Below are 23,862 nucleotides of genomic sequence, written 5' to 3' on the forward strand. Positions count from 1 at the left end.
ATATTAAATCTCTGATCATAAGACAACAAACATGCTGCCAGGCACTTTACATTGATTTTTTTCATATGGATATAATAAGTTCAAAGTAAAATTTATTACTTTTAAGGAGGGCCATTCATGAAAGCAAAGAATTTAATATCGATATTTATCCTTGCTGCTGCACTGCTTGCAGGATGCACAAAGCCTGCACCTGCGCCTTCTCCGACTCCAACACCTTCAGATGCTACACCGGATAAGGTGACAACTGCTTCTATAGTTGATAATGCGGCAGCATTTGAAAAGGCAATAGGCAGCAGCGGCACATGGATCATCGCTATCACAAAAGACCTGAACATTGATAAAGAGCTGGTATTGGACGGCGAATTTAAAAACGGCAAGAAAGACGATGAGGGCAAGGATATCATACAAAGAAAGATCGCTCTTTATGCCCAGGATGCTAACAGAAACATCACTGCCAGATACACTTTAACAGCACCAAGGCTCACCATCAACAGTCCCGAAGCCAGCATCCAGCATGGAACTTTTAAAGGCGACCTTTATGTTTCATCTAAGAATTTTAAGCTTGTAGATGCTACCGTTGACGGAAATGTATATTTTACTGCAGATGAAGCCAAGAGCACCTTTACAATGGATGATAAGAGCAAGGTCACCGGAAAGCAGGAGATCAAGAAATAAGCTAAAGCATCCAACCGTGAGCTTGCTGACAAGCTTCATAAGCAATAGCATCCATGTATAGCTTCGTATAGTATATGAAAATTGATGACACTAATTCACTGAGCCTAAGAAAATCCTACGCTTCCCAAAGGTCATCCGTGATCTGGAAAGCTTGCTCGGCATCCGTGCCTCGCCTACGGCTTTTCTAAGGTTCAGCTCATAAGGGTCATTCTCAATTTTTATATAAGCATACTTAGCCTATACATGGATGCTATTTTACTATAGCGCAATAAGTTACTCAGGCATATACACATTAGCTACTATCGTTTGTATAACGGAATAAGTAAATGGTATGTATAGATGGCACTTATATGTATTTTGCTAACAGGTCTTTGCGATGGCTTTGATGAAAACTTCGTAAAGCTGTCATGGACGACAGCTTAGGTTCCACCAGGCAGGAGGCCTGTTCGGAACCGTTAGGAGTTTTCCAAAGGCGAGCAATAGACATGTCAAAATGCATAACTGTGTACAGATATACATACCATTCTACTTAGCGGTGCTTGTATCAGCAAGCTCACGGTTGGACGCTGCTACTTCTTTTTCATACCCGTATAGATCAGTATCGCATCTCTAAAAAATTCTGCCGTACCCGGCTGCTTTTCATCATAGTAAGCCCTGAATCTTTCATCATCAACATACATTTGGGCAATACCCGCATGGGCTTCCTTACTGTATTCATCCCAATAATATGTGAGCCATTGCTTGTGAAGCTCAGCTGCTTTTTGAGCAGATTCCCCTGCGGGATCACCGGTTTTAAAGGCCTCAGCAAGTTTTTCCTTAACCTGCTCTCCAAGCTTTGTTACCTTATCATAGTCTTCCCAGGTCATGCCCATAACTTTTTTATTGGACCTGTCAACCACATCATCACCATACTTTTCTCTTATCTCATTTCCATATTTCTTTTCATTATCATCGATCATTTTTCGCTTAAAGCCTTCGAACTTTTCTTTATCAGACATTTTTATCCTCCCTTCCGCAAAGGCTATGGTTTTTTCCACATTGGCTATCAACGCATCCAATTGGCTTCGTTTTTCAAGGAGTCTTTCACGATGTTCTCTAAGTGCAGCAACCCCGTCAAAAGCAGGTGAAGATATTAAATCTTTTATATTGTCCAAGCTTATATCCAGCTCTCTATAAAGCATTATTTGCTGCAGCCTGTCAATTTCCGCCTGGCCATATATACGATATCCCGATGAATTGATTCTTGCCGGCTTAAGAATACCGATTTCATCGTAATACCTAAGAGCCCTGGTGCTGACACCCGCCAATTTTGCCAAACCTTGCACTGTATATTCCATGTGTTTGCCTCCTTTCAAAATCAATATACACCTTTACGTAACGTTAATGTCAACATAATTTTTAAATATTTGGGTTAAATATATATCAATGGTTGAAATATTTGGAATACATTTATATAATTATAGCAATGAATGAATATTCAACCGGATGAAAATGGCGAGAGATATCATAATAGATAGCCGAAGGAGCAATTATAAAAAGGAAGCCATCTTTTTACAAACACTCTCAGGCAAAAGGATCGTCATTGGACGGACCTCTGAAAAGTCCGTAAAACGGCGCCGTAGGGGAAATACACTGCGAGTGTAGAAGCTCTCAGGTAAAGGAACAGAGTGGGATATAATGGCATCTTTTATTATTATGCTATTATATCCCTTTATATTTTGGACACAATACAACTGTATACTATTTGATAACTGCATATGAGCTTTAGAAAATATTATCCCGAAGCTTAGCGCCCTTTGATCGATAGGCGCAAATATCAGCGGCGATGAGCTATAGGATAAATATATTAAAATTAAAAGGAGGAATAGTCTTATGAGTGATCCTAAAAAAACGGCCCTTTATAATTCTCATGGAAAATATGGGGGAAAAATCGTTGATTATTCAGGCTGGTCACTACCGGTACAATATGAGGGCATAACCGCAGAGCATGAAGCTGTCAGGAATAATGCGGGTTTATTCGATGTATCCCATATGGGAGAAGTTGAGATAAAAGGAGGCCAGGCCACAGACTATATTCAAAACCTGATCACCAACGATATATCTAATATGAACGAAAACCAGATTATCTACTCTCTCATGTGCTATCCCGACGGCGGCATTGTCGATGACCTTTTAGTCTACAAGTATACAAATAATCATTATATGCTTGTAATCAATGCGGGCAATGTTGATAAAGATGTTGAATGGATGAAGAATAATATAGGCGGCTATGATATAGAGCTTGTGGATATATCGGCTGATATATCGGAGGTGGCCTTCCAGGGGCCTAAAGCAGAAGAAATACTCCAAGAGCTGGCAGATATAAAATTATCTGAAATTGCATTTTTCTATTTCAAAGAAAATGTGAAAATTGCAGGCAGAAGCTGTCTTGTATCCCGTACCGGCTATACAGGCGAGGACGGTTTTGAAATCTACATGAAACATGAGGATGCCGAATATTTATGGGATAAAATACTGGAGACCGGAAAGGATAAAGGCGCAAAGCCTGCAGGCCTTGGTTCCCGGGATACTCTAAGGTTTGAAGCAAACTTGCCCCTTTACGGCAATGAGCTTTCCGCGGAAATCACACCCCTGGAAGCTGGTTTTGGGATGTTTGTAAAGCTTAACAAGCCTGGATTTATTGGGAAAGAAGCCCTTGAAAAGCAAAAAGCAGAAGGCTTAAAACGAAAAATAGTAGGATTTGAAATGATCGAGCCGGGCATTCCAAGGCATGGCTATGATGTTTTAGCTGACGGAAAAATTATTGGCTTTGTAACAACAGGCTATAATTCTCCTACACTAAAGAAAAATATCGGCCTTGCAATGGTTGATATCAAATACTCGGAGCTTGATACTCCAATAGAAATACAAATAAGGAAAAAGACTGCGAAAGCTAAGGTTGTCAACAGAAAGTTTTATACCAAGCACTACAAAAAGTAATCAAGATTTTACTGCAATAACTCATTGGTACATCTGTTGTACTGACTGATAACGATTGCAAAAGCTCCGGGACTAAGAGTTTGTAAGCTTGCATAGGGTTGCGTCAAAACTCGCATGCAGCGTTTATCATTACTATTAAAATTCAAGTAACTTATTAAGTTTTCTGATTTAACAGCATATAGGCTCAAACAGTTGACGCAACTTTTCCTATACTGCGCTAACAAACTCTAAGTCCCTTCACAACGCACTCTTTTATCAGTCAGTACAACAGGTTAAAACAAAGTTTTGCAGTCTGATCAATGAATAATTAAAAAAAGTTTAGGAGGAGTAAAAATGGAAGTAAAAAAGGATTTGTTTTATTCAAATGACCATGAATGGGTAAGAGTCGAGGGGGAAAAAGCCTATATAGGAATCACAGATTATGCGCAGCATTCTTTGGGAGAAATAGTATATGTTGAATTACCAGAGGTTGACAATGAACTTAATGCCGGAGAGGTATTTGGGGTCATAGAATCTGTTAAAGCGGCTTCCGACTCATATCTTCCGGTTTCAGGCAAAGTCCTTGAGGTTAATGAAGAATTATCGGACTCACCACAGCTTATCAATGAAAATCCATATGCAAGCTGGATCGTGCTTATAGAAATGTCCGATAAATCCGAGCTTGATAATCTTATGAATGCGCAGGAATATGAGGAATTCTGCAGTAAGGAGGATTAATATGCATAGGTATATACCAAATACCGAAGCTGATGAAAAGCTGATGCTTGAAAGCATCGGTGCAAAATCCATTGAAGACCTGTTTGTAGATATACCAAAAAATCTACGTCTCGACAGAAAGCTCAATATTCCAGGCCCTCTATCCGAATTGGAGCTTTCTGCTCATATGAAAGATCTGAGCAATGCAAATAAAAGCACTGAGGATCTGGTCTGCTTCCTTGGAGCAGGGGCTTATGATCATTATATACCTTCCATCGTAAGGCATTTGGCGATGAGATCCGAGTTTTATACTGCATATACACCTTATCAGCCCGAAATAAGCCAGGGTACCTTGCAGGTGATATTCGAGTATCAAACTATGATCTGCAATCTCACTGGCATGGATGTGACCAATGCATCTATGTATGACGGAGCAACCGCCTGCGTGGAAGCTGCTATGATGGCTGTAGAAAGCGCAAAGCGTGACTCCATAATCGTTTCAAAAACAGTTCATCCTGAAGTCAGGAAAGTATTGAAAAGCTATATGAGGTTCCGCGATGTTGAAGTGATCGAAGCTGATATGGCAGACGGTGTTACTGATGCAGAAAAGCTGAAATCATTGGTGGGAAGCAATACCGCTGGTGTTATTGTGCAAAACCCCAATTTTTTCGGTATAATAGAAGATCTGTCTGAGGTTGAAAAAATAGTCCATGGAAATAAATCTGTATTGATAGATTATGTAGATCCCATTTCTCTGGGGATACTGAAAAGCCCTGCCGAATCCGGCGCCGATATCGTTGTAGGAGAGGGTCAGTCCTTAGGTAACAGCATGAGCTATGGAGGGCCATACCTTGGATTCATGGCTACCAATACCAAGCTGATGCGAAAAATGCCCGGAAGGATTGTCGGGCAATCCGATGATGTGGACGGAAAAAGAGCCTTTGTTCTTACATTGCAAGCCAGGGAACAGCATATACGCAGGTATAAGGCAACCTCCAACATATGCTCTAATCAAGGCCTTAATGCCCTTACTGCTGCTATTTACATGACCACAATGGGTAAAAAAGGTATTAAGGAAGTGGCTGAGCAAAGCACAAAAAAAGCTCATTATGCCATGAAACAGCTTACAGACAGCGGCAAATTCAAGCCCTTATTCAATAAGCCCTTCTTTAAGGAATTTGCGGTTACAAGCGCTGTAGAAAGCAGCAAGGTCAATAAGGAGCTATTAAAGCATAATATTCTCGGAGGCTATGAGCTGGAAAAAGACTATCATGAATTTAAGAACGGCTTACTGCTGTGTGTCACTGAAAAAAGGACTAAAGAGCAAATCGATAAGCTTGCTCAAGCTATGGAGGTGATATGATGAAGGATTACAATAAGCTGATTTTTGAAATTTCCAAAGAAGGCAGGAAAGCCTATAGTCTTCCCCCATGCGATGTAGATGAAGCAGAATTGAATAGCTTGATCCCTGATTCATTTTTAAGGGATAAAGAAGTTGAACTGCCGGAAGTGAGCGAAGTCGATGTTATAAGGCATTTCACCAATCTCTCCAATAAAAACTATGGAGTGGATACCGGCTTCTATCCGCTAGGCTCCTGCACCATGAAATATAATCCTAAAATAAACGAAGATCTGGCGGTTTTGGGAGGGTTCAGCAATATTCATCCCCTTCAGCCCGAAGAGACAGTGCAAGGAGCTCTTGAGCTCATGTATGAACTTGACAGCTTGCTTTCGGAGATAACGGGGATGGAAAAAGTAACCCTTCAGCCTGCTGCGGGAGCTCATGGTGAACTGACCGGCTTGATGATAATCAAGGCCTATCATGATAATAGAGGAGACAGAAAAAGAAATAAAATCATAGTTCCGGATTCGGCTCACGGAACAAATCCTGCCAGTGCAGCTGTCGCAGGTTTTGAAATAGTGGAGATAGAATCTGATAAAAACGGAGCTGTAAATCTTGAAAAACTGAAAGCCGTGCTGAGTGATGAAATAGCGGGCTTAATGCTGACAAACCCGAGCACCTTGGGGCTCTTTGAGCAGAACATAAAAGAGATAGCAGATCTTGTGCACGAAGCCGGAGGCCTCCTTTACTATGATGGCGCAAATGCAAATGCCATTATCGGCATGGCAAGACCCGGTGACATGGGTTTTGATGTAATTCATCTCAACCTGCATAAGACCTTCTCCACTCCTCACGGCGGAGGCGGGCCTGGAAGCGGGCCTGTCGGAGTCAGAAAGGATCTGATTCAATTCCTTCCGGTGCCCAGTGTAGAAAAAAAGGAAGGCAAATATGTGCTGGACTATGATAAACCCAACTCCATAGGCAAGGTTAAAAGCTTTTACGGGCATTTTGGGGTTGCTGTAAAAGCCTATGCATATATACTGTCAATGGGTGCCGACGGTTTAAAGGAAGTAAGCCAAAAGGCTGTGCTTAATGCAAATTATATAATGAGCAAGCTGAAGAAGCATTACTACCTGCCCATAGATCAAGTATGCAAGCACGAATTCGTTTTAGGCGGACTTCTCGATGATGAAAGCCATATTTCTACTCTGGATGTGGCTAAACGCCTGCTTGACTATGGTTACCATCCTCCTACAATTTACTTTCCGCTCATCGTAAGTGAAGCTATAATGATCGAACCTACCGAAACCGAAAGCGTTGAGACTCTTGACGGCTTCATCGATGCGATGATAAAAATAGGAGAGGAAGCAAAAGAAAACCCGGATATCTTAAAAACCGCTCCCCATGACACACCGGTAAGAAGAATAGATGAAGCCAAAGCCGCAAGGAATCTGATATTGAAATGGGACAAAAACAAATAGTAAAAGCGAATGCCCTCCGATATGGAGGGCATTCTTGATTCTTTAACCAGCCTGCCTGCGGTTTATTCGACCTTTGCCGACAATAAACCGAAAATGCTGCCGATCACTCCCAAAACCAGGCTTGTCAATACACTCAGAGCAAAGAAGCTGTTTTCCAAAGCTTCACGGGAAGGCAGCGGAATAAATGGGAGCGGGCCGGCCATCTGACTATAGAAAGCTTTTAAAGCGAGCACTGCAAGAACAGACGCAGCCATGGCTCCTGCCATAGTCAATATCAAGCCTTCAATCAAAAATGGGAATGCGATGAATGCTTCAGGGGCACCTAAAAGCCTTAGGGTATTTATTTGCTCCCTGTTATTATATATTCCGCTCTTTATAATATGTGATATCGTTATCACCGTTGTTACGCTTACAGTAGCCATGATCAGCCACCCCAGCGCTTCGAACACTCTTATAATGCCCCTCAAACGCTCCAAAACATCCCGGTTGTCCCTTATTTGTTCTATATCGGGTACAGACTTCAGGCCTCCAAGAACCTTTTCCATTTCCTCAAGCTGGATCTTTACCTCTATGAATGGGCTGAAGGGGTTATCATCCAGGTATTTCAGAACTTTTGCTTCTTTCCCCAGGATTGCGGACATCCTGTTATAGGCTTCATCTTCATCAACAAGCTGGGCATCCCTGACGCCATTAATTTTCTTAATGCTTTCCACCATCTGCAAAATACCGTCATCTTCAACGCTCTCACCAAAAAATACGTTTATTTCTGCTTCGCTCTGTATTGTTTCGACTACATGGCCGCTTATCCACCAGCTTGAGAGCACCATGATGAGTATAAAGAAAATAAGCCCTATGCTTAAAATAGAAAATATATTAGTCAGCAGATTAATTTTTATTATTGTTTTGGCTTCTTTGAAAAAATATCCTATATTGTATATTATATTTTTCATTATTTATTAACCCAGCCTTTCCTGACGGATGCTTCCATTGCTTACGCAGATCAGCTTTCCTTCTTTAAAGCTCTCAATCAAATGAGTTGCATGGGTAGTAATGATCACCGCCGTATTCTTATCTTTAAAAGAAGTCAATAACTCCAATATATTTAAGGCGTTATCTTTATCCAGGTTTCCGGTAGGTTCATCGGCAAGTATCAATAAGGGCTGCCTGGCTATTGCCCGAGCAATAGCTACTCTTTGGCACTCCCCCCAGGATAGATTTTCTGCCAGTGTGGAAATCTTGTGTTTAAGTCCCACCTTCACCAAGGCATTAATCGCATCCTCCTTCATTTGTTTTTGTGGAATATTCAAAAAACGTATACCTAGCATCACATTTTCAACGGCTGTTCTGCCTTTTATAAGCCTGAACTCTTGAAAAACAGGGCCGATAGATCTTCTCAGCTTCCTTATTTTTGAGGCTTGTCCTCTGATTATAGGCTGTTTTAGAACCGCTAAAGAACCTGATGTAGGATACTCCACTCCCATAAAAAGCTTTAAGAGGCTGGTTTTGCCTGAGCCGCTGGGACCTGTAATATAGATCAGTTCACCCGGTTCAACCTGTAAGTTTATATCGTTTAACGCTATTGTACCGTCACTGTACTTTAAACTCACGTTCTTTGCCTCAATCAAGTCCATCGCCTCCTGCATTTTTAATCAATATAAATTAGGTTTAACGGTCAAATTTATGTGATCTTCCATGATCTCTACAGATTGCAGAGTGTAGCTGCCGAGCAAGGGTTCCAGATCCAACGACAGTTTTTTTTCTTTAAATAATTCCTCTATGGTTCCTGCTGCCAGCGGCATGCCATAAAAAACCCCTTCTTCTGCTTCAAATTCTAAAATATGCCCTTCTGCAATGATGAATACTCCTGATAATTTCAAGTTCTTTTCAGGAAGTTCAATCACAATCTTACCAGGTTTAAAATCAAATATCATCTCAGCAATATCAACCTGGCTGGAAACTATATCATTAAAGCTTTTTTCATTTAGGGACGCCTTGATCCCAAATATGGAGAAATCAAACGTCAAAGCGTCAGGAGGAAAATTGCCTTCTTCGATGATGCCGGAAAACTCTTTTTCAGCTTCCGAAAACAGCAGCTTAAGTTCCTTCCATACATGCTGCATATCAGCAAGCTGCTTTTGATAGTACCCTTTTTTCACTGTCAGGGATGTCAAATATTCCTCCATATCATTTTTTAATTCTGCTTTTTTAGCAATCGCTGCCGTTAATTCTTTATGCTTAAGCTCTAATAAGGCCAGCTTTTCCATGAGCTCAGCTTTAGCGCCATTCAGCTGCTCTTTGCTTGACTCCAGCTGCTCCAGCAATACCCCCGTATCCCGGGTCAGATCCCGCAAAGTATTAATCCTCGATATAAAGGAAGACAAGCTGTCTGAATTGAGAATTATTTCAAGGTAAGATATAGGGCCCATCCTCTGGTAGCTCCTCAAAACCTGTTTCAAGCCTTCCTGCTTTTTTTCAAAGGAATGCTCAGCATCAGCGATTGCCAATTCAAGCTCTTGGGCTTCCCCGTTAATTTTTTCTATTTGCTGGGCAATCTCCTTTTCTTGTGCTTCTATTATCCCCATCTCTTGAGCCAGCGTAAATAAACTTTGGAATATTTTCTTTTCATCTTCGGATATCCCGGCCAGCTCCTCTTGTAATTCTGAGAAAGGATCCGTCTCACCCTCAATAATCCTTATATGCGGAATTGTCAAAGCTATTGCCAAGCTCAGAATCAAAAACCATTTAACATTTACCGATTTAAACATGCGCTCACCCTTATTCAAGCTTTCTATTCTATATAAGTTGCAATAAATACGTTACATAGCTTTTATATTGACTGATAACGATTGCAAATGCCCCAGGCATCCGCAAGGATCTCTCCATGCGGCTTGCCCTTGTTTCGGACTAAAGCTTGCTGTCATCTATTGTATCAAGCCACTCTTTTATTGGTCCTACAACCTGTTTAATAGTTCCGTCTACAAAGGGATTTTTTAGATTTGCAGTCTCCACTAATTCTAAGAAAGGTTTGCTTCCCCCTTCTTTGCAAAGCTTTATATAATCTGCCCACGCACTCTCTCTGTCTTTTCTGGACTTGATCCAGAATTGGAAAGCACAAACTTGGGCTAAGGTATAATCAATATAATAGAAGGGTACTTGGAATATATGGCCTTGCCTGAACCAGTAGCCTCCCCGGTTTAAGAAGTCATTATCCGCATAATCTCTGAATGGCATATACTTCTTTTCTATTTCCCTCCACTTTGCTTTTCTTTCCGCAGGAGAAGCCTCCGGATTTTCATATACAAAGTGCTGAAATTCATCTACCGTCACCCCATATGGGATAAAATTTACGGCTCCGCTCAGATGGCTGAATTTGTATTTGTCTTCTTCATTCTCAAAAAACAACTTCATCCAGGGCCATGTAATAAACTCCATACTCATAGAATGAATCTCACAGGCTTCTGAAGTAGGAAAATTATATTCCGGAATCTCATAATCTCTGCTTAAGTAGGATTGAAAAGCATGGCCTGCCTCGTGGGTAAGCACATCTATATCTCCGCTCGTTCCATTAAAATTAGAGAAAATAAAGGGAGATTTGTAATCGGGAATATAAGTGCAGTAGCCTCCGCTCATCTTTCCTTTTTTGCTGACCAGATCCAGCAGTTCTCTATCCGTCATATTTTTAAAGAACTCGTCAGTTTCCTTTGATAATTCTTTATACATTCTTTTACCCATATCCAGTATCCATTCAGGAGCTCCCTTCGGAACAGCATTACCTGTTGTATACTCCAAAGGTTCATCATAATATTTAAGCTCATCAAGGCTGAGCCTTTTTCTCTGTCTATCCTTCAATTCAGATACGACAGGCACTAAATCTTCGTAGACTTGTCTCCTGTAATTTGCTACCATCTCTGCATTATAATCAGACCTCGACATGCGGGCATAGCCCATATCTACAAAGTTCTTATAGCCTAGCTTTTTAGCCATCTCATTTCTTACCTTAACAAGCTCGTCATATATCTCATCAAATTTGGATTCATTTTCTTCAAAGAAGGCAATATAGGCCTCGTAAGCTTTCTTTCTCATAGCTCTGTCTTTAGACTCCATAAAAGGTCCCATTTGGCTTAAATTTCTCTCTTCACCTTCAAAGCTTATACTGGCTGATGCAATAAGCTTATCATATTCAGTTACCAATTTATTTTCTCTTACTAAATCCTCCATTATCTCTTCAGAAAAAGTCTTCAACTCCAATTCAGCCAATGTGAAAATCTGTCTGCCCCAGACCTTCGCCAGCTCTTCTTTGAATCTTGAGCCTACCAAAGCTTTATAATATTTAGATGCAATATTTTGGTACTCAGGCATATTTTCGTCTAAGAAATCCTTTTCTCTTGCATAATATTCATCTTCGGTATCAATGGAATGTCTGATATAAACTAAATTCTCCATGGTTTCAACGCCTGAACGTATCTTATTGATCTCTCTCATTATTTCATTTTGCTCTTCAAAAGAATCTGCAGCATTAAATCTGTCCAGTAGGATTTCAAATTGTTCACCAATTTTTATCAGATCAGGCCTTATGTATTTATAATCTTGAAACTTCATCATGGAATCCTCCTTTTATAGTAATAGCATCATACTATCATATTATGAAATTAGACCTGTGCAGTAAAATGAAAATTTTAAGCAATAGGCCTTAGCTTGGTAATCATTATATCAGTTTTGCTCGTAAATAATCAATTTCTAATTCACCAAATTCACCATTATTTCTGTCATTGTTTTCTTGTACCCCGTGTAACCTTGCGCAAATACTGAGGCAACTCATGCTTGTTACCGGCAAGGACAGTTAAATAAACTACTATATCTATTAGATTTTAATAAATTTTTTATTGTTATACTGCCAGTCATAATTTCCGCTAACTGTGAATTGCATTTTCTCTGCCATAATATCAAATTGAAGCATAACAGGAAATGATATTAGTTCGAATTGTTCATTCCCAATATATTTCATTGGCATGTATGGCCAAAACAACGATGTATATATTAGCTTTTTTTCATCATCAAAGCTAATATTCCATGTGTCTGCTCCTCCTTCGAGCTGATAAGTTCCGCAATACTTTTCTATTTCCGCCAATTTGTTTTCTTCCTCATAGTATTTGTACCCGGCAGTTTCTGTTATTTCACGTATATAACTATCCCAACACTCATTTGTTGTATCTATCTTTAACTTGTTACAGGATAAAGTATCAAATATTTTTGCCATTTGCTCCTGTTCATAAGCTAAGCTAGCATAGATGCTATCATCTCCTATATATTCATGTGTTTTAAAAAAGCCGTAAGGTCCTGGAACACTTAAAATAAGCTCTCTCCACCGATCACCACGTGCCTTGAACGCTTTTTCAAAACTCTGTCTTATATCTGGTCTGTATAGGAAAACTATTAGTGGATTTAAAGGTCTTATTATTTCAAGGATCCGTTGGAAATAGTTCATTATCTGTTCTTCATTCCATGCACTATTTAAAAGATACCTGTCTAAAGAGTGTAAAAAACATCCTTCTGTAATACAAACTTGCTTACCTTGCCTAATCTCCTCTTTAAATTTTCCCCATTTCTGCAACATTACCTGCCTGTTTAATTCCATACCGTCTAATGAATGGATATCGCCTGCTTCAAACTCTTTATACCTTATCGGATGCTTTTCGCATTCTTCATGAAGCCAATATATTTTATCCTGATATGCAATTTGTTTATATACACTATTAGATGTCGTTGATTTTCCAACTGTTGAATGGCCATCTACAAGGATTAATTGATGTTTCATTTTTCCCCCTCCTCCAAGCCGGACTAGAACTTTTCGATTCACCCGTTTTTCCAACGCAACAGTTTACTTGCCTCCTTCGGCTTTCAGCACAATAATGTGCACCTACTTCATACTTTAGGCCTTGGCGCCCCTGTGAAGATGTATTTGTTATCTTTAGCATGAATATCCCTTATTTAGGGGTCGCCATGGAGGTCAACTCCTTAAAATCTCTTTATTACGCTTTGGAATTTGTTGTTAATAATGTTATAATACTTATCTATAGGTGTGCTCTGCAAAACACGCAATCACAACAAAATTATTTCTTTCATAAAATCTTTTAGCGCCAACATTTGATTTTGCAACTCGAAGTCTAATATTATTTATTGCGAGGTTTAGCAGAATGCTTAAAGCAAGTATAACTTTCTTTTTCATAAATTAACACTATCAATGTAAAATATAATTCTGGTGCCTGGAAAAATACTGAAAAGCGTCTATAAAAAAGAAGTTTTCCCTTGGCATGAATGATTATTAATTGAATATTTCACATTATCACCTTTATATAGTAATATATTTGTGATTGTTCCATATACTTTATCTGCTGTGATTTCTTACGGCTTCAGCTCTAAGTCTTTCTCTACTTTTTCCACCAGTTCCACAAGCTTCTTTTCATCACCTAAATTAAACTGATACAAGTATTATCTCACTATCCTCGTCTACAATAATATGATCTTTATAGCCTCTTTTGATATTACCTAGTGATTTATGAAAAATAGCCAGGTATTTAAATACCATATTTGTATTCATTATCCAAAAGGGGTATGGTAAGATTTTAATGACAGCTATTGATAGTAATAATTTAAATTTGATCTTTGAAAGGTAAAGATAGAGCAAGTAGTATATAGCTTACTATGTATCATTTTTGCCATTAGTAGTAATAATCGTGACAACTACAACCTTCTTGTTCTCTGTAGCTTACCTGCATTTTACTACAGAGAACGACTCAAGAATATAATTTTGTGCCTAAGGCATAGCGAAAGGAATGTGATGTTTTTATGAAAATTAAAAAAGTTCTTGCACTGGTTCTAGTGATGACGTTTGTATTTACTTTTACGGACATTTCTATGGTTTCAGCAGATAAGTCTAAAACTATAACTCGAAATATTCAAAAAAGCTTGGAAAGCAGTATAAAGGTTACAGATGTAGAAACCGATAATCCTATAGAACATCTCCAAATAAAAGATGCCAAAGATTTGACAATAAAAGAAAATAAAAACCTAAAAACAAATACAAATTTAATCATTAACACAAAAACCACAAACAAGATTAATTCAAGTCAAGCGGTTACTGTTGCTGAAGCTGTTTATAATCCGCCGGTTGCAGACTTAAGATATGCTATTTTGAATTCTTCGTCTCTTTCACCTGAAGGTAATTTTACTACAAATACTCAAATAGCATGGTTGTGGTCATATTCCGGCACAGATTTTACATATGACCCGGACGGAGATGCTATTGTCAGTATGGAAGTCGGAGGAATTCCATCCGACTCGATAATTGGATATGTTAATGATTCATCCGGTAATACAATAGGATTTGCAACACAAATTTCTACTCCTGGAATCTATACCATGACATTCAGGTGCCAGGACGAAACCGGACTTTGGTCTAATACATGGTCTCAATCCTTTTATATTGTAAGTACTAACAATACTCCATCAACTATAAGTTTTGGAGGTATTTCTCCAGCAGACCAATGCAATTACGGTCAAGGATATTTTTATAGAATACAAGGTTTACAGCCGACCTATACAATATTCGGTACAGCACGGAATTCCAGCGGTTCTCCTTCTATTAACTACCCGGTTACAGCAACTGTAAAGTATGTTAATCCAATGGATTCCACGAACCAAATAACTGAAGGCACAGCAACCGGCTATACCGATAGAGATGGCAACTTTAGTATAATCATTCATCATAATAATCCTTGGCTGGGTTCTGGTGATTACTCATATCAGACCAGTGTATCGATTCACGGATATGTTATACTTTATGCAATAATGCAGGGTGGCAACGCTATCACCGTAGAACCATTCTATTATTTGTGTAACTATTACCCCTTATAAGTAATAAATATATAGCTTCGCGCAATAAGCTATATATTTATTCAGTAGCATTACATTAAATTTATAGGAAAATATTACGGTAGAAAAATAAAAAGAAGCTCAGGCAACATTTTTCATTACATTTTGTGCCTTGAGCTTGCGAAAGGAATGTATATATTTATGATTTATTCAATTAAAGGTTCAAGTATGAATAATTACCTCAGCCCTCTCTATTCAAAAAATAGACAGTTTAAGAATCCTATTCAGCAAAAATTGCAAACTGATATTGTTGAGTTATCCGAAGCCGGAGCGATGAGAGCTAAATTAAATAAGCTATCTAAAGCCGAGCATTTAGATGAAGAAAAGCTTAACAATATCAAATATGCCAATCAAACTCTCGGAATTGAGCACTATATCCTAAATGAGATTTCAGGCACTTTGGAAGATGCGATAAACTATTGTAGTAATTTATCAGAAGACCATGAACAATATGTGAAAGACGTAATTAATGATGCAGTAAATAAAAATGAGGAAATGTACCGTGAAGGTTTAAAACGTGTATATCTCTCTGTAAACGAACAAGCTTGCAAGGATGCAGCTAATGAGGCTAAGCCATATCAATCCCCAATAACTCTACAAATGATACTTAATGAAGGTGATTTTCCCAACAATTCCATCAAATTAGATGACATTAAAAATCAATTCGAAAAAAATATGGAAGATCCAGAGTATGTAGAGAAAATGTATAATTCCTTTAAAGAAAGAACTTTCAACGATTATATTCAAAAAGTCAACAATTTGGCTAATCTATATAATGACTTCTATAATAAATATATTGGTTCCAATGAAAACACTATGTCTCTGATTAACCAATCTTCGGATGCGTTAAAGACAAAGGATTTAATAGACAGCTTTTTCATCGGTGCAGTTAACAGTATTAGCCTGGAGAATACCGGTAACATTGAAGATTTAAGCGAGCAATGCAAAAATGCATTAAAAGTCATAAATAACATGGATTCCCAGTTAATACTACTTGCCGATAGCATAGTGGATAATATCAAGAATATTGATGAGGGGTTTTGGACGCAGGTTCAAGAGCAAAGAAACTTACAAAATTCCAGATTTGCTAGATTAATAAAATAACACGCTTCCTAAAGTATTGATTATAATCGCTGCCACTCCACTTGCAAAAATAAATACAATAACCTTTAACATCTTTTTTTTACCTGAGTAATATATTGCTGTTGCAAATATAGCTGAAAATATTACTAAAGAAATAATACATAATAGCTGCCCAGGTATTTCTACGCTTTCTGCAATTTTATACTCATCCTGATATTGCATATTCTTGCTAACTAAACTATCAACCATTGGCTGTATTCTCAAAAGTGTATTTGCATATACAAATGACAGTAAATAAGAATTTGATTTTTTTGAACTTATTAACAAAATCAAAGATATTAAAGCAAGTACAAGGGTTACAACTAACCCGCCCGAGCTGTGTAGCGCTTGATGCAAATTGGTTAATTCTTCATGCATTACTCCTGTTAACACAAATCGTTGCTCTATACCTAAAATCATACCAACTAAATAATGTCCAAACTCATGAACTTGATAAGCTATTATTTGCGCACCTATCGAAATTAAAAAAAATATTAATAAATTCTCTTTGGATTTGATTTCATAACTTAAATTTATCATACTCTTTTCCATCTCCTATCTTGCAATAATCAGCCTTCGTGTATCCAGATTTTCCCAGTCGCAGTAGGCGCGCCGGTTCCCTCGCACACCCCGCAAAAATCCCGGCATGCAGAATTGCCGAACCGGGCTTTTCAAACATATTCGCTTCCGTATCATGTAAAACATTCTTCTATTCCTGACTGATTTTCGTCTATTTCATTTATTCTCGGTGTCCGCTTCATATTTCATATAATAAGAAAAGTATGCCTTAACTATAGCTCATAATTTTTTGGATAAATGATAAAGCCTATGGCCTTTAGGGCAATCCTCCAATATACCGAAAATTTCATATCCATTTTTAAAATAAAAGTCTTTAGCTTGAAAATCGTAGGTACTTAAATATGCAATATGGCACCCCATACTTCTCGCCTTATCTTCCACAACACTCAACAATTGTTTCGCAATTCCTTGATTGCGAAATTCTTTTTTTACCCATAATGTATCAATAGATAGAACTTGCCACAATGCAGAGCATGCCAAAATCCCGCCAATAATCTCTCCGTTCCCATTTTTTATACATCTGTTAATGCTGATAAACGGTTTTTCCTGAGTAAGCGATATTGATTCGAGATTAAATTGCAGCAACATATTGCCTATATGCTCGGCTTCATCTTCTCTCGGAATTGTTATTTCATATCCATTTTCCATTTTCCTCACTCCTCACAAAACTCAAAAAATTTGTTTCACATAATAAAACAAATGAACAATGCAATTACTCTGGTGAAGTCTGACAGCTGAACTATTTCTAATCCCTAAAGCATTTAAAGAAATTGATGGTCTCTTCTAAATCCGCCTCATTTTCATATATGGACATCATCTTGCCTATCTCAATACCAAAATCCACATATCCTGTTGGTTTCGCAGTTATTATATTTCCATCAATCACTATGTTCGAGTCTTCATAATTGCCTTTATTGAAATCATTATGCGTCTTAACATCATTACTGGCAGTATACTTTACATCTTCAATTATTCCTGCTTTAGCTAGATGAATTGGAGCTGCACATATTGCACCAATAATTACTTGTGCTTTATTAGCTCGTCGTATGAGGTCATAAACTTCTCCTTTGTCATATAATTCATTTGGATCACCGCCTGGAATTAATAGAACATCTATGTCATCAATATCTATATCACTTAACAGTTTATGCGGAACATATTTAAAACCCTCACATGATGTTATAGGATCACTGTCTACTGCAATTGTTATAATATTACAATTGCCTTTATTTTTTAATAATAAGCTTGCTATTACTACTTCAAAGTTCGCAAATCCTTCGTAAATTAATATGTATGTATTCATATATTATCAACCTCCAATTATAGGGGCTATCTTAAAAATAAGCAGACTTTCCCCTTTGTTTTATTCTATCAGTTTTTTAATTCGCATATTTTGTTAAACTTTAAAAGAAGTGCTCGGCACCTTAGTATTTCTTAATATATTTGGATTCATTTCAAAAAAGAAGCACTCCGAAGAGCGCCTAAGTAAAATTTGGGGAATTATTTATGTATCTATGTTAACAATTGCATGATTTTTCAGCTATGAATCTGAATACCACTTTTTTGCTAAACAATATTCTGAAATTTCAAAAACTTTTCACAAAAAATTGCCAGAATTTTCATCGATATTTTTCAAATAATTCTTAATTTTCAATTATAATATTTAAAAGAATGCAAACAGTTATAGGAGGGGATTCCTATGACATTTAGTAAAGCTCGGCTTAAAGGTATGGAAAGTGAAATAAAAACTATCAACAACGTGATAACTTCTACCTTGAGAGGCAGCGGAAAGCTTGTGCTCATTTCCGGTGAAAATAGTCATGAGAGAAATACAATGATCAATTTTACTCAGGATGTTTTGAAATTGAAAGCTGAAATATTCTCATGCTTTATCAAAGGTGAAGATTTTGATTCGTACAGTTCTGTGCTGAAACATCTCCTCAATGAATGCAATGCAAGGTATCCGGATGTTTATAAAAAAATTTCTAATATGCAAAGCTTTAATCTCAGATCAGCAGCAAAAAGCATTAATAAGATAGCAAACACCTTAATTCTTGATGTGCTTGAGCTCATTGCAGAAGAACATCCCTTAGTCTTGCTAATAGATGAAGTCGATTTTTATGGACCCAAGTCTTTGGATTTGCTTAAGGAATTTTCATGTTTCATTCCATACAATAGATTCACTATCATATGTACATTAAAGAATGCCTGGAACACAGAACTTATAACCCAATTTAAGCTTGATGACTTCATACAGCATATAGCATTAACACCGTCAGATTCTCTAGAGATTACGGACAGCTATCATATTGCCTCATTATTTAATAAATTCGGATTTGCGCCAGATAATATCAATTTCATTATCAAATTATTTTTACGCTGCAATGTGCAATTGATGAATAATAATATAGCTCAAATATATGGCTTAATGCAATACTTAAATGATGATGATTCCTTAAATTATTACGATGCTATGTCCTGCTATATCATACTTTTGTTGAGAAATGGCCAGAAGTGCGATGCTCTTATTCTTGCAAGGCAGCTAAACCGCAAGCTTACAAAAAAGCTGAAAAAGCCGGAAAGCGATGATATAAATGAAACTAAAGCTATGAGATGCTTCATCCTCGGCAACTATTATTTTTATGCTAACAAGGGAAGAGCTGCTGTAAGCATTTTAAAAAAAGGGCTGGCTTATATGGATAATGATATCTTCTGCGAATACCAAAATACGATCGGATGTGCTTATATGTCTATCGGAGATTGGGAAAATGCAGAAATAAGCTATCTCAAAGCTTATGAAGCATCAGTAAACGAGGGAACTTTTTTACCTCATCTGCATATCAATTTGATCCAGCTTTATACTTTTAAATGCGAATTCAACAGAGCAAGCTATTACTATAAGGCATTAAAGGATGTAAAATTCCAGTTCAAAAATGATTTTACCGAGACCTTGCTAAACTTGCTGTTTATGCCTATATCTGAAGCAATAGGCGATAGAGAAAACATGAATATATCCTATGAAATGCTCGTTAATAAGCTTTTGAACAGATCCTATTGGGTGACCATACCTTTATATCATATTTCTTATTTACGCTTATACATCATCGCAGGAGATCATCTATTCAGGTGCAAGGACTACAAGAATTCGATGAAATTATATGAAAAGGCGCTTATCAATTACGATGATGAAATAAATGAGCCTTACATGAAAGATTTTATAAATGTGAGAATAATGGCATGCAGAAGTATGCTTGGTTTTAAAGCCGGAAGATTTATTATGGATTTGAATTTGAACTACAAAACCAAATCCCGATTTCATAAATACATGCTATGCTCTATGTTTTTCTTTGCTTATTTCGTCTTTCTTTCATCAGGTGACAGCATTAAAGCCAGAAAATGTCTTATACGCTGCATAAGATATGCCCAAGTCTCAGGCAATCTTATATATAAAAGCATGGGATATTACGAGCTATATAAGCTTTATTCCTCAGTTAACTGCAAAAAAACGAAACTGTACTACAGAAAATATCTTGAAGCAGCTTCTGCTATGGGAATATCGCCAAACAACATTCCATATACCTATATCGATGCCATAAAGCGGGATGATGGAAGGATCAGCACTATAATAGACTTTGTTAAGAATAATTATAAAAAAGACATAAGCCTTTCAATGCTTTCGGATGAGGTTCATCTCAGCGAAACCCATATATGCCACCTTATGAAAGAAAAGACAGGCTATACCTTTAAAGAGCTTCTGCTGCAGACCCGTATCCAAGAAGCAAGGATAATGCTGACGGGAACCGTGTTAAACATAGCCGATATTGCAGCGGCAGTGGGATTTTCCAGTTCCAAGTATTTTTGTGAAGTATTTAAAGAAATGTGCGGTTTTACACCTAACAGCTATAGAAAGAAACACCATAATCATAATATAAAAGAATTTGTCCGATAGCATCATCTAGTACTACTTTGTTACGAGGTAGAATCAGAGTATTCACCACCTTTAGATAAAGAGAAAGGTGGTTTTTCCCCTATTCCAATATTGGTTTGAGAGTATCTCGTGTGCTTAGTGTTATTCTGGTAATCTCCTAAATATTATCTTTTGATCAATCAAGTCAAATGTTACCAATAATTTATTTTTCCATAATTGATCAGAATTCAATTCAATCGTCGTAGGAAATGGCAGCCCCTCTGCCTGCGCCATATCGTTTATTTCAATCATATCTTTTAGCATCATTTCAATGTTTCCAATTTTTATAGGAACATCGATAAAATTATTCGATTTATCAGTCATAGAATGTCTACTAGCTGGATTATATACATATGAATAATTTTTACCAGTATCTAAATATACGATAGCAGGTTCTCCATTGAATTCTGCTTCAAAAAATGGTAAATATTCTTGGTTTTTACTAGTTGCTTTATATAATGGGAGTACTACATACTTATCTGAATTTAAATTGTCATAATTAATAGGATTGCTACTTACTGCAATTCTATGTCCAGCATAATCAAGTGAGATTATCTTAGATTTAAAATATGAAAGACCTATTGTTCCATTGAACTCTTTTGAGGAATACATATTCCAATTAGATATAGTAGTTTCTATATTATCATATGTATCTCCAAATACAGTAAACTCATCAATAATAATACGTTTGCTCCAGCCGCGGTGAGAGCCATCTCTGTTTAGTGCTTCGACCTTACCTAATAATGTATAATTGAGCTCATTCTCGATTACATCAGTAAAAAATATACCAACTCCACAACCTGTATCAAATCCCAATTCAAATATTTTATTATTAATTTCTATAGGTATTTCTGGACAACTTCTATCCCCTGGCCAGTTAAATGCAAGTCTATGAATTTGATTCTCTTTATATCCTAGATCATTAATCCATGTGTCATCTGTAAACATTATCGGAATGAACTTATTTCCAGAATATCCAAACGCTAATATTGCTAATATAATTAAAGAAGCTATTGTTATAATAAGTTTTTTAAACAACATTTTCACTCCCACCCTAACGAAAGACTGATGCTTACAGATATTTTTTATTCTTTTTTACCAACTAAAATATAACTTAATGGAATTTGGGCATCTAATTCCTCTTGCTTTTTATGTCCGGCAGATATATCTTTAGAATGTTCAGAAAAATGCTCTATTCTAATACCATTTTTAATTAACGCCATGATTAATGAGGAAATTGTGTGAACAAACCAGTATTGCGTTTTGGCAACATAATCCGTCCCTCCTACGTAATCCAGGCTGCCGTTTTCAACAATTGCCTCATCTCTAAAATAAGGTTCAATAATTTGCAGCCTGTTTTCAATATAGTTATTATCGAAAGGTAACATTTCACTAAAAGGATGAATTTCATGTATAAGAACAAAACCATTCACTCTTAATAAATGAGAAATTATCCTAAAGAACTCGTTTAAATCTGGTATCCATCCAATGCAACCGGCGGTAAGCTGAACAATATCAAAAGAGTTATAAAGTTCTTCTGAAATATCATAAACATCGGAGCGTATAAATTCACAATCAATCCCACATTTCTTTGCTCTTTCTTGTGCTTCTTCTATTGCTTCATCACAGATATCAATACCTACACAATGGTTAGCACCCATATTTTTTAAAGATAACAATTCGATTCCATTATTACAGCAAAGATGAATTATATCTTTACCTTGGACATCTATCCTTTTCAATACTTGTAAAAGATTCTCGTCCTCTTGATAGATATAGCCTGGCTTTGAAAACAATTGATCCAATCTTTCTTTTGATGCAGCTTGGTGTTTTGGCATGGCTTCATTCCATGCTTCTCTGTTTTGGTCAGTATAATATCTAATATCTTTCTTCATCTTCATCCTCTTTTCATGGCGGCCGTGATGGCCGCAGATAATATTGTGTTAACTCCTGCAAGTTTTGTATGCTTTTATATACTTGGCTTCCAATCCTTCACTTATATAGCTAAATGTTACCATATGCCTTTAGTTTTTTCTACATAAACCTGCTCTAGCTGGTGAGAGTTCGCATTCGTCATTGTTGATAGAGCATCTATAAACAAAACTTAAGCCGGTAGAAATCTACCGGCTAATCAAATGACATGCCGAATAATGGGATTTAGAAACTTCCTTTAGCTCAGGCATTTTTATTTCACAAACATCCATAGCATATTTGCACCTTTTTCTAAATTTGCAGCCTGGCAATGGGTTTATGGGGCTTGGCACATCACCTTCCAATAATATTCTGTTTCGGCCTTTTTCAATTTTGGGGTCCGGTATGGGGATAGCAGAAAGCAGAGCTTTTGTATAGGGATGTACTGGATTGGAATACAGCTCATGGCTGCTTGTCAGCTCAACAATGGTTCCCAAATACATCACCGCAATTCTATCGCTTATATGCTTTATCATGCTTAGATCATGTGCTATAAACATATAGGTCAGATTCATATCCCTTTGGAGCCGCATCAATAAGTTGACTATTTGAGCCTGTATCGATACATCAAGGGCCGATATCGGCTCGTCACACACTATGAATTCCGGCTCTATGGCTAATGCACGGGCTATCCCAATTCTCTGCCTTTGGCCTCCGCTGAATTCATGAGGAAATCTGTTAGCATGTTCTCTGTTCAAACCTACCTTTTCCAGCAGCTCATATATTCTGCTTTGCCTGTCTTTACCCTTGTATATCTCGTGTATATCTATTCCCTCTCCTATTATGTCTCCTACAGTCATACGCGGATTCAGCGATGCATAAGGATCTTGAAATATCATTTGAGCTTTCTTTGCATATTTTTTCCCTTCGGCTTTATCTAAGTCATTTATATTCCTATCTTTATAGAAAATCTCCCCCTGAGTGGGTTTATACAGCTTTATCAAGGTCCGCCCTACCGTAGTTTTTCCGCATCCGCTCTCACCTACTAATCCTACAGTTTCACCCTGGCCGATTTCAAAGGTTACATTATCAACCGCTTTTAGTACTTGACCTTTGCCAACATTAAAATACTTCTTCAGATTTTTAACATTAATAAGGGGCTTAGCATTATCCCACAT

The 23,862-nt window shown here is 37.4% G+C and carries 20 protein-coding genes and 2 riboswitches; of the genes, 8 read left to right on the forward strand and 12 right to left on the reverse strand.

Annotated features, from left to right (window positions below):
* Window positions 1-117: 117 nt before the first annotated feature.
* Window positions 118-675, forward strand: coding sequence for a hypothetical protein (locus tag LJD61_RS12490; protein WP_255227885.1), 558 nt, complete (start codon window positions 118-120; stop codon window positions 673-675).
* A gap of 569 nt (window positions 676-1,244) precedes the next feature.
* Here the strand turns inward: LJD61_RS12490 and LJD61_RS12495 are convergent.
* Window positions 1,245-2,012 carry a MerR family transcriptional regulator gene (locus LJD61_RS12495; protein WP_255227886.1) on the reverse strand — a complete coding sequence of 256 codons (768 nt, stop codon included), beginning with the start codon at window positions 2,010-2,012 and terminating at the stop codon, window positions 1,245-1,247.
* 148 nt (window positions 2,013-2,160) lie between these two features.
* Window positions 2,161-2,264: riboswitch (glycine riboswitch) on the forward strand.
* A gap of 3 nt (window positions 2,265-2,267) precedes the next feature.
* A riboswitch (glycine riboswitch) is annotated at window positions 2,268-2,343 on the forward strand.
* 204 nt (window positions 2,344-2,547) lie between these two features.
* On the opposite strand from LJD61_RS12495, the gene gcvT reads away from it, so the two are divergent.
* The 4 genes from gcvT to gcvPB all read left to right on the forward strand — a co-directional run bounded on the left by gcvT (window position 2,548) and on the right by gcvPB (window position 7,173).
* Window positions 2,548-3,654, forward strand: a complete 1,107-nt coding sequence (gene gcvT, locus LJD61_RS12500) for a glycine cleavage system aminomethyltransferase GcvT (RefSeq protein ID WP_255227887.1) — start codon at window positions 2,548-2,550, stop codon at window positions 3,652-3,654.
* 333 nt (window positions 3,655-3,987) lie between these two features.
* Window positions 3,988-4,371: a glycine cleavage system protein GcvH gene (gene gcvH, locus LJD61_RS12505; RefSeq protein ID WP_255227888.1), complete on the forward strand. Its 384-nt coding sequence runs from the start codon at window positions 3,988-3,990 to the stop codon at window positions 4,369-4,371.
* Window position 4,372: 1 nt separating this feature from the next.
* Window positions 4,373-5,713, forward strand: coding sequence for an aminomethyl-transferring glycine dehydrogenase subunit GcvPA (gcvPA, locus tag LJD61_RS12510; protein ID WP_255227889.1), 1,341 nt, complete (start codon window positions 4,373-4,375; stop codon window positions 5,711-5,713).
* Entirely contained in the window at window positions 5,710-7,173 is a 1,464-nt protein-coding gene (gene gcvPB, locus LJD61_RS12515; RefSeq protein WP_408615388.1) for an aminomethyl-transferring glycine dehydrogenase subunit GcvPB, read from the forward strand. The genes gcvPA and gcvPB overlap by 4 nt, the downstream gene beginning before the upstream one ends.
* A gap of 62 nt (window positions 7,174-7,235) precedes the next feature.
* Here the strand turns inward: gcvPB and LJD61_RS12520 are convergent, their stop codons facing one another.
* From LJD61_RS12520 to LJD61_RS12540, 5 genes are all read right to left on the reverse strand, one after another.
* Window positions 7,236-8,123 carry a cell division protein FtsX gene (locus LJD61_RS12520; protein ID WP_255227891.1) on the reverse strand — a complete coding sequence of 296 codons (888 nt, stop codon included), beginning with the start codon at window positions 8,121-8,123 and terminating at the stop codon, window positions 7,236-7,238.
* A 6-nt stretch (window positions 8,124-8,129) separates the two neighbouring features.
* Window positions 8,130-8,804, reverse strand: a complete 675-nt coding sequence (locus LJD61_RS12525; protein WP_255227892.1) for a cell division ATP-binding protein FtsE — start codon at window positions 8,802-8,804, stop codon at window positions 8,130-8,132.
* A gap of 18 nt (window positions 8,805-8,822) precedes the next feature.
* Complete coding sequence (locus LJD61_RS12530) at window positions 8,823-9,938, reverse strand: coiled-coil domain-containing protein (RefSeq protein WP_255227893.1); 1,116 nt, start codon at window positions 9,936-9,938, stop codon at window positions 8,823-8,825.
* 139 nt (window positions 9,939-10,077) lie between these two features.
* On the reverse strand, window positions 10,078-11,772 hold the full coding sequence (locus tag LJD61_RS12535) for a M3 family oligoendopeptidase (protein WP_255227894.1): 1,695 nt from the start codon (window positions 11,770-11,772) through the stop codon (window positions 10,078-10,080).
* A 262-nt stretch (window positions 11,773-12,034) separates the two neighbouring features.
* The gene (locus tag LJD61_RS12540; RefSeq protein WP_255227895.1) at window positions 12,035-12,988 is read right to left on the reverse strand and encodes a P-loop NTPase family protein; all 954 of its coding nucleotides are present in this window, start codon (window positions 12,986-12,988) and stop codon (window positions 12,035-12,037) included.
* A 1,031-nt stretch (window positions 12,989-14,019) separates the two neighbouring features.
* Between LJD61_RS12540 and LJD61_RS12545 the strand changes: the two genes are divergently transcribed.
* Window positions 14,020-15,087, forward strand: coding sequence for a hypothetical protein (locus LJD61_RS12545; protein ID WP_255227896.1), 1,068 nt, complete (start codon window positions 14,020-14,022; stop codon window positions 15,085-15,087).
* A gap of 159 nt (window positions 15,088-15,246) precedes the next feature.
* Window positions 15,247-16,209 carry a hypothetical protein gene (locus LJD61_RS12550; RefSeq protein ID WP_255227897.1) on the forward strand — a complete coding sequence of 321 codons (963 nt, stop codon included), beginning with the start codon at window positions 15,247-15,249 and terminating at the stop codon, window positions 16,207-16,209.
* On the opposite strand, the gene LJD61_RS12555 is transcribed toward LJD61_RS12550, so the two are convergent.
* From LJD61_RS12555 to LJD61_RS12565, 3 genes are all read right to left on the reverse strand, one after another.
* Entirely contained in the window at window positions 16,198-16,767 is a 570-nt protein-coding gene (locus tag LJD61_RS12555) for a hypothetical protein (RefSeq protein WP_255227898.1), read from the reverse strand. The two genes, LJD61_RS12550 and LJD61_RS12555, sit on opposite strands and share 12 nt — an antisense overlap.
* 258 nt (window positions 16,768-17,025) lie before the next feature.
* Complete coding sequence (locus tag LJD61_RS12560) at window positions 17,026-17,454, reverse strand: GNAT family N-acetyltransferase (protein WP_255227452.1); 429 nt, start codon at window positions 17,452-17,454, stop codon at window positions 17,026-17,028.
* A 97-nt stretch (window positions 17,455-17,551) separates the two neighbouring features.
* Window positions 17,552-18,109, reverse strand: coding sequence for a DJ-1/PfpI family protein (locus LJD61_RS12565; protein WP_255227899.1), 558 nt, complete (start codon window positions 18,107-18,109; stop codon window positions 17,552-17,554).
* Window positions 18,110-18,505: 396 nt separating this feature from the next.
* Between LJD61_RS12565 and LJD61_RS12570 the strand changes: the two genes are divergently transcribed.
* Window positions 18,506-20,755 (forward strand): helix-turn-helix domain-containing protein, encoded by a 2,250-nt coding sequence (locus tag LJD61_RS12570; RefSeq protein WP_255227900.1) that lies wholly within the window; start codon window positions 18,506-18,508, stop codon window positions 20,753-20,755.
* A gap of 120 nt (window positions 20,756-20,875) precedes the next feature.
* On the opposite strand, the gene LJD61_RS12575 is transcribed toward LJD61_RS12570, so the two are convergent.
* The 3 genes from LJD61_RS12575 to LJD61_RS12585 form a co-directional block, all read right to left on the reverse strand.
* Entirely contained in the window at window positions 20,876-21,811 is a 936-nt protein-coding gene (locus LJD61_RS12575; RefSeq protein WP_255227901.1) for a hypothetical protein, read from the reverse strand.
* 47 nt (window positions 21,812-21,858) lie between these two features.
* Window positions 21,859-22,668, reverse strand: coding sequence for a class I SAM-dependent methyltransferase (locus LJD61_RS12580; protein WP_255227902.1), 810 nt, complete (start codon window positions 22,666-22,668; stop codon window positions 21,859-21,861).
* 225 nt (window positions 22,669-22,893) lie between these two features.
* Window positions 22,894-23,862, reverse strand: a complete 969-nt coding sequence (locus tag LJD61_RS12585; RefSeq protein ID WP_255227903.1) for an ABC transporter ATP-binding protein — start codon at window positions 23,860-23,862, stop codon at window positions 22,894-22,896.

Origin of the sequence: Lutispora saccharofermentans, assembly GCF_024363565.1 — a bacterium.
Lineage (GTDB): Bacteria > Bacillota > Clostridia > Lutisporales > Lutisporaceae > Lutispora > Lutispora saccharofermentans.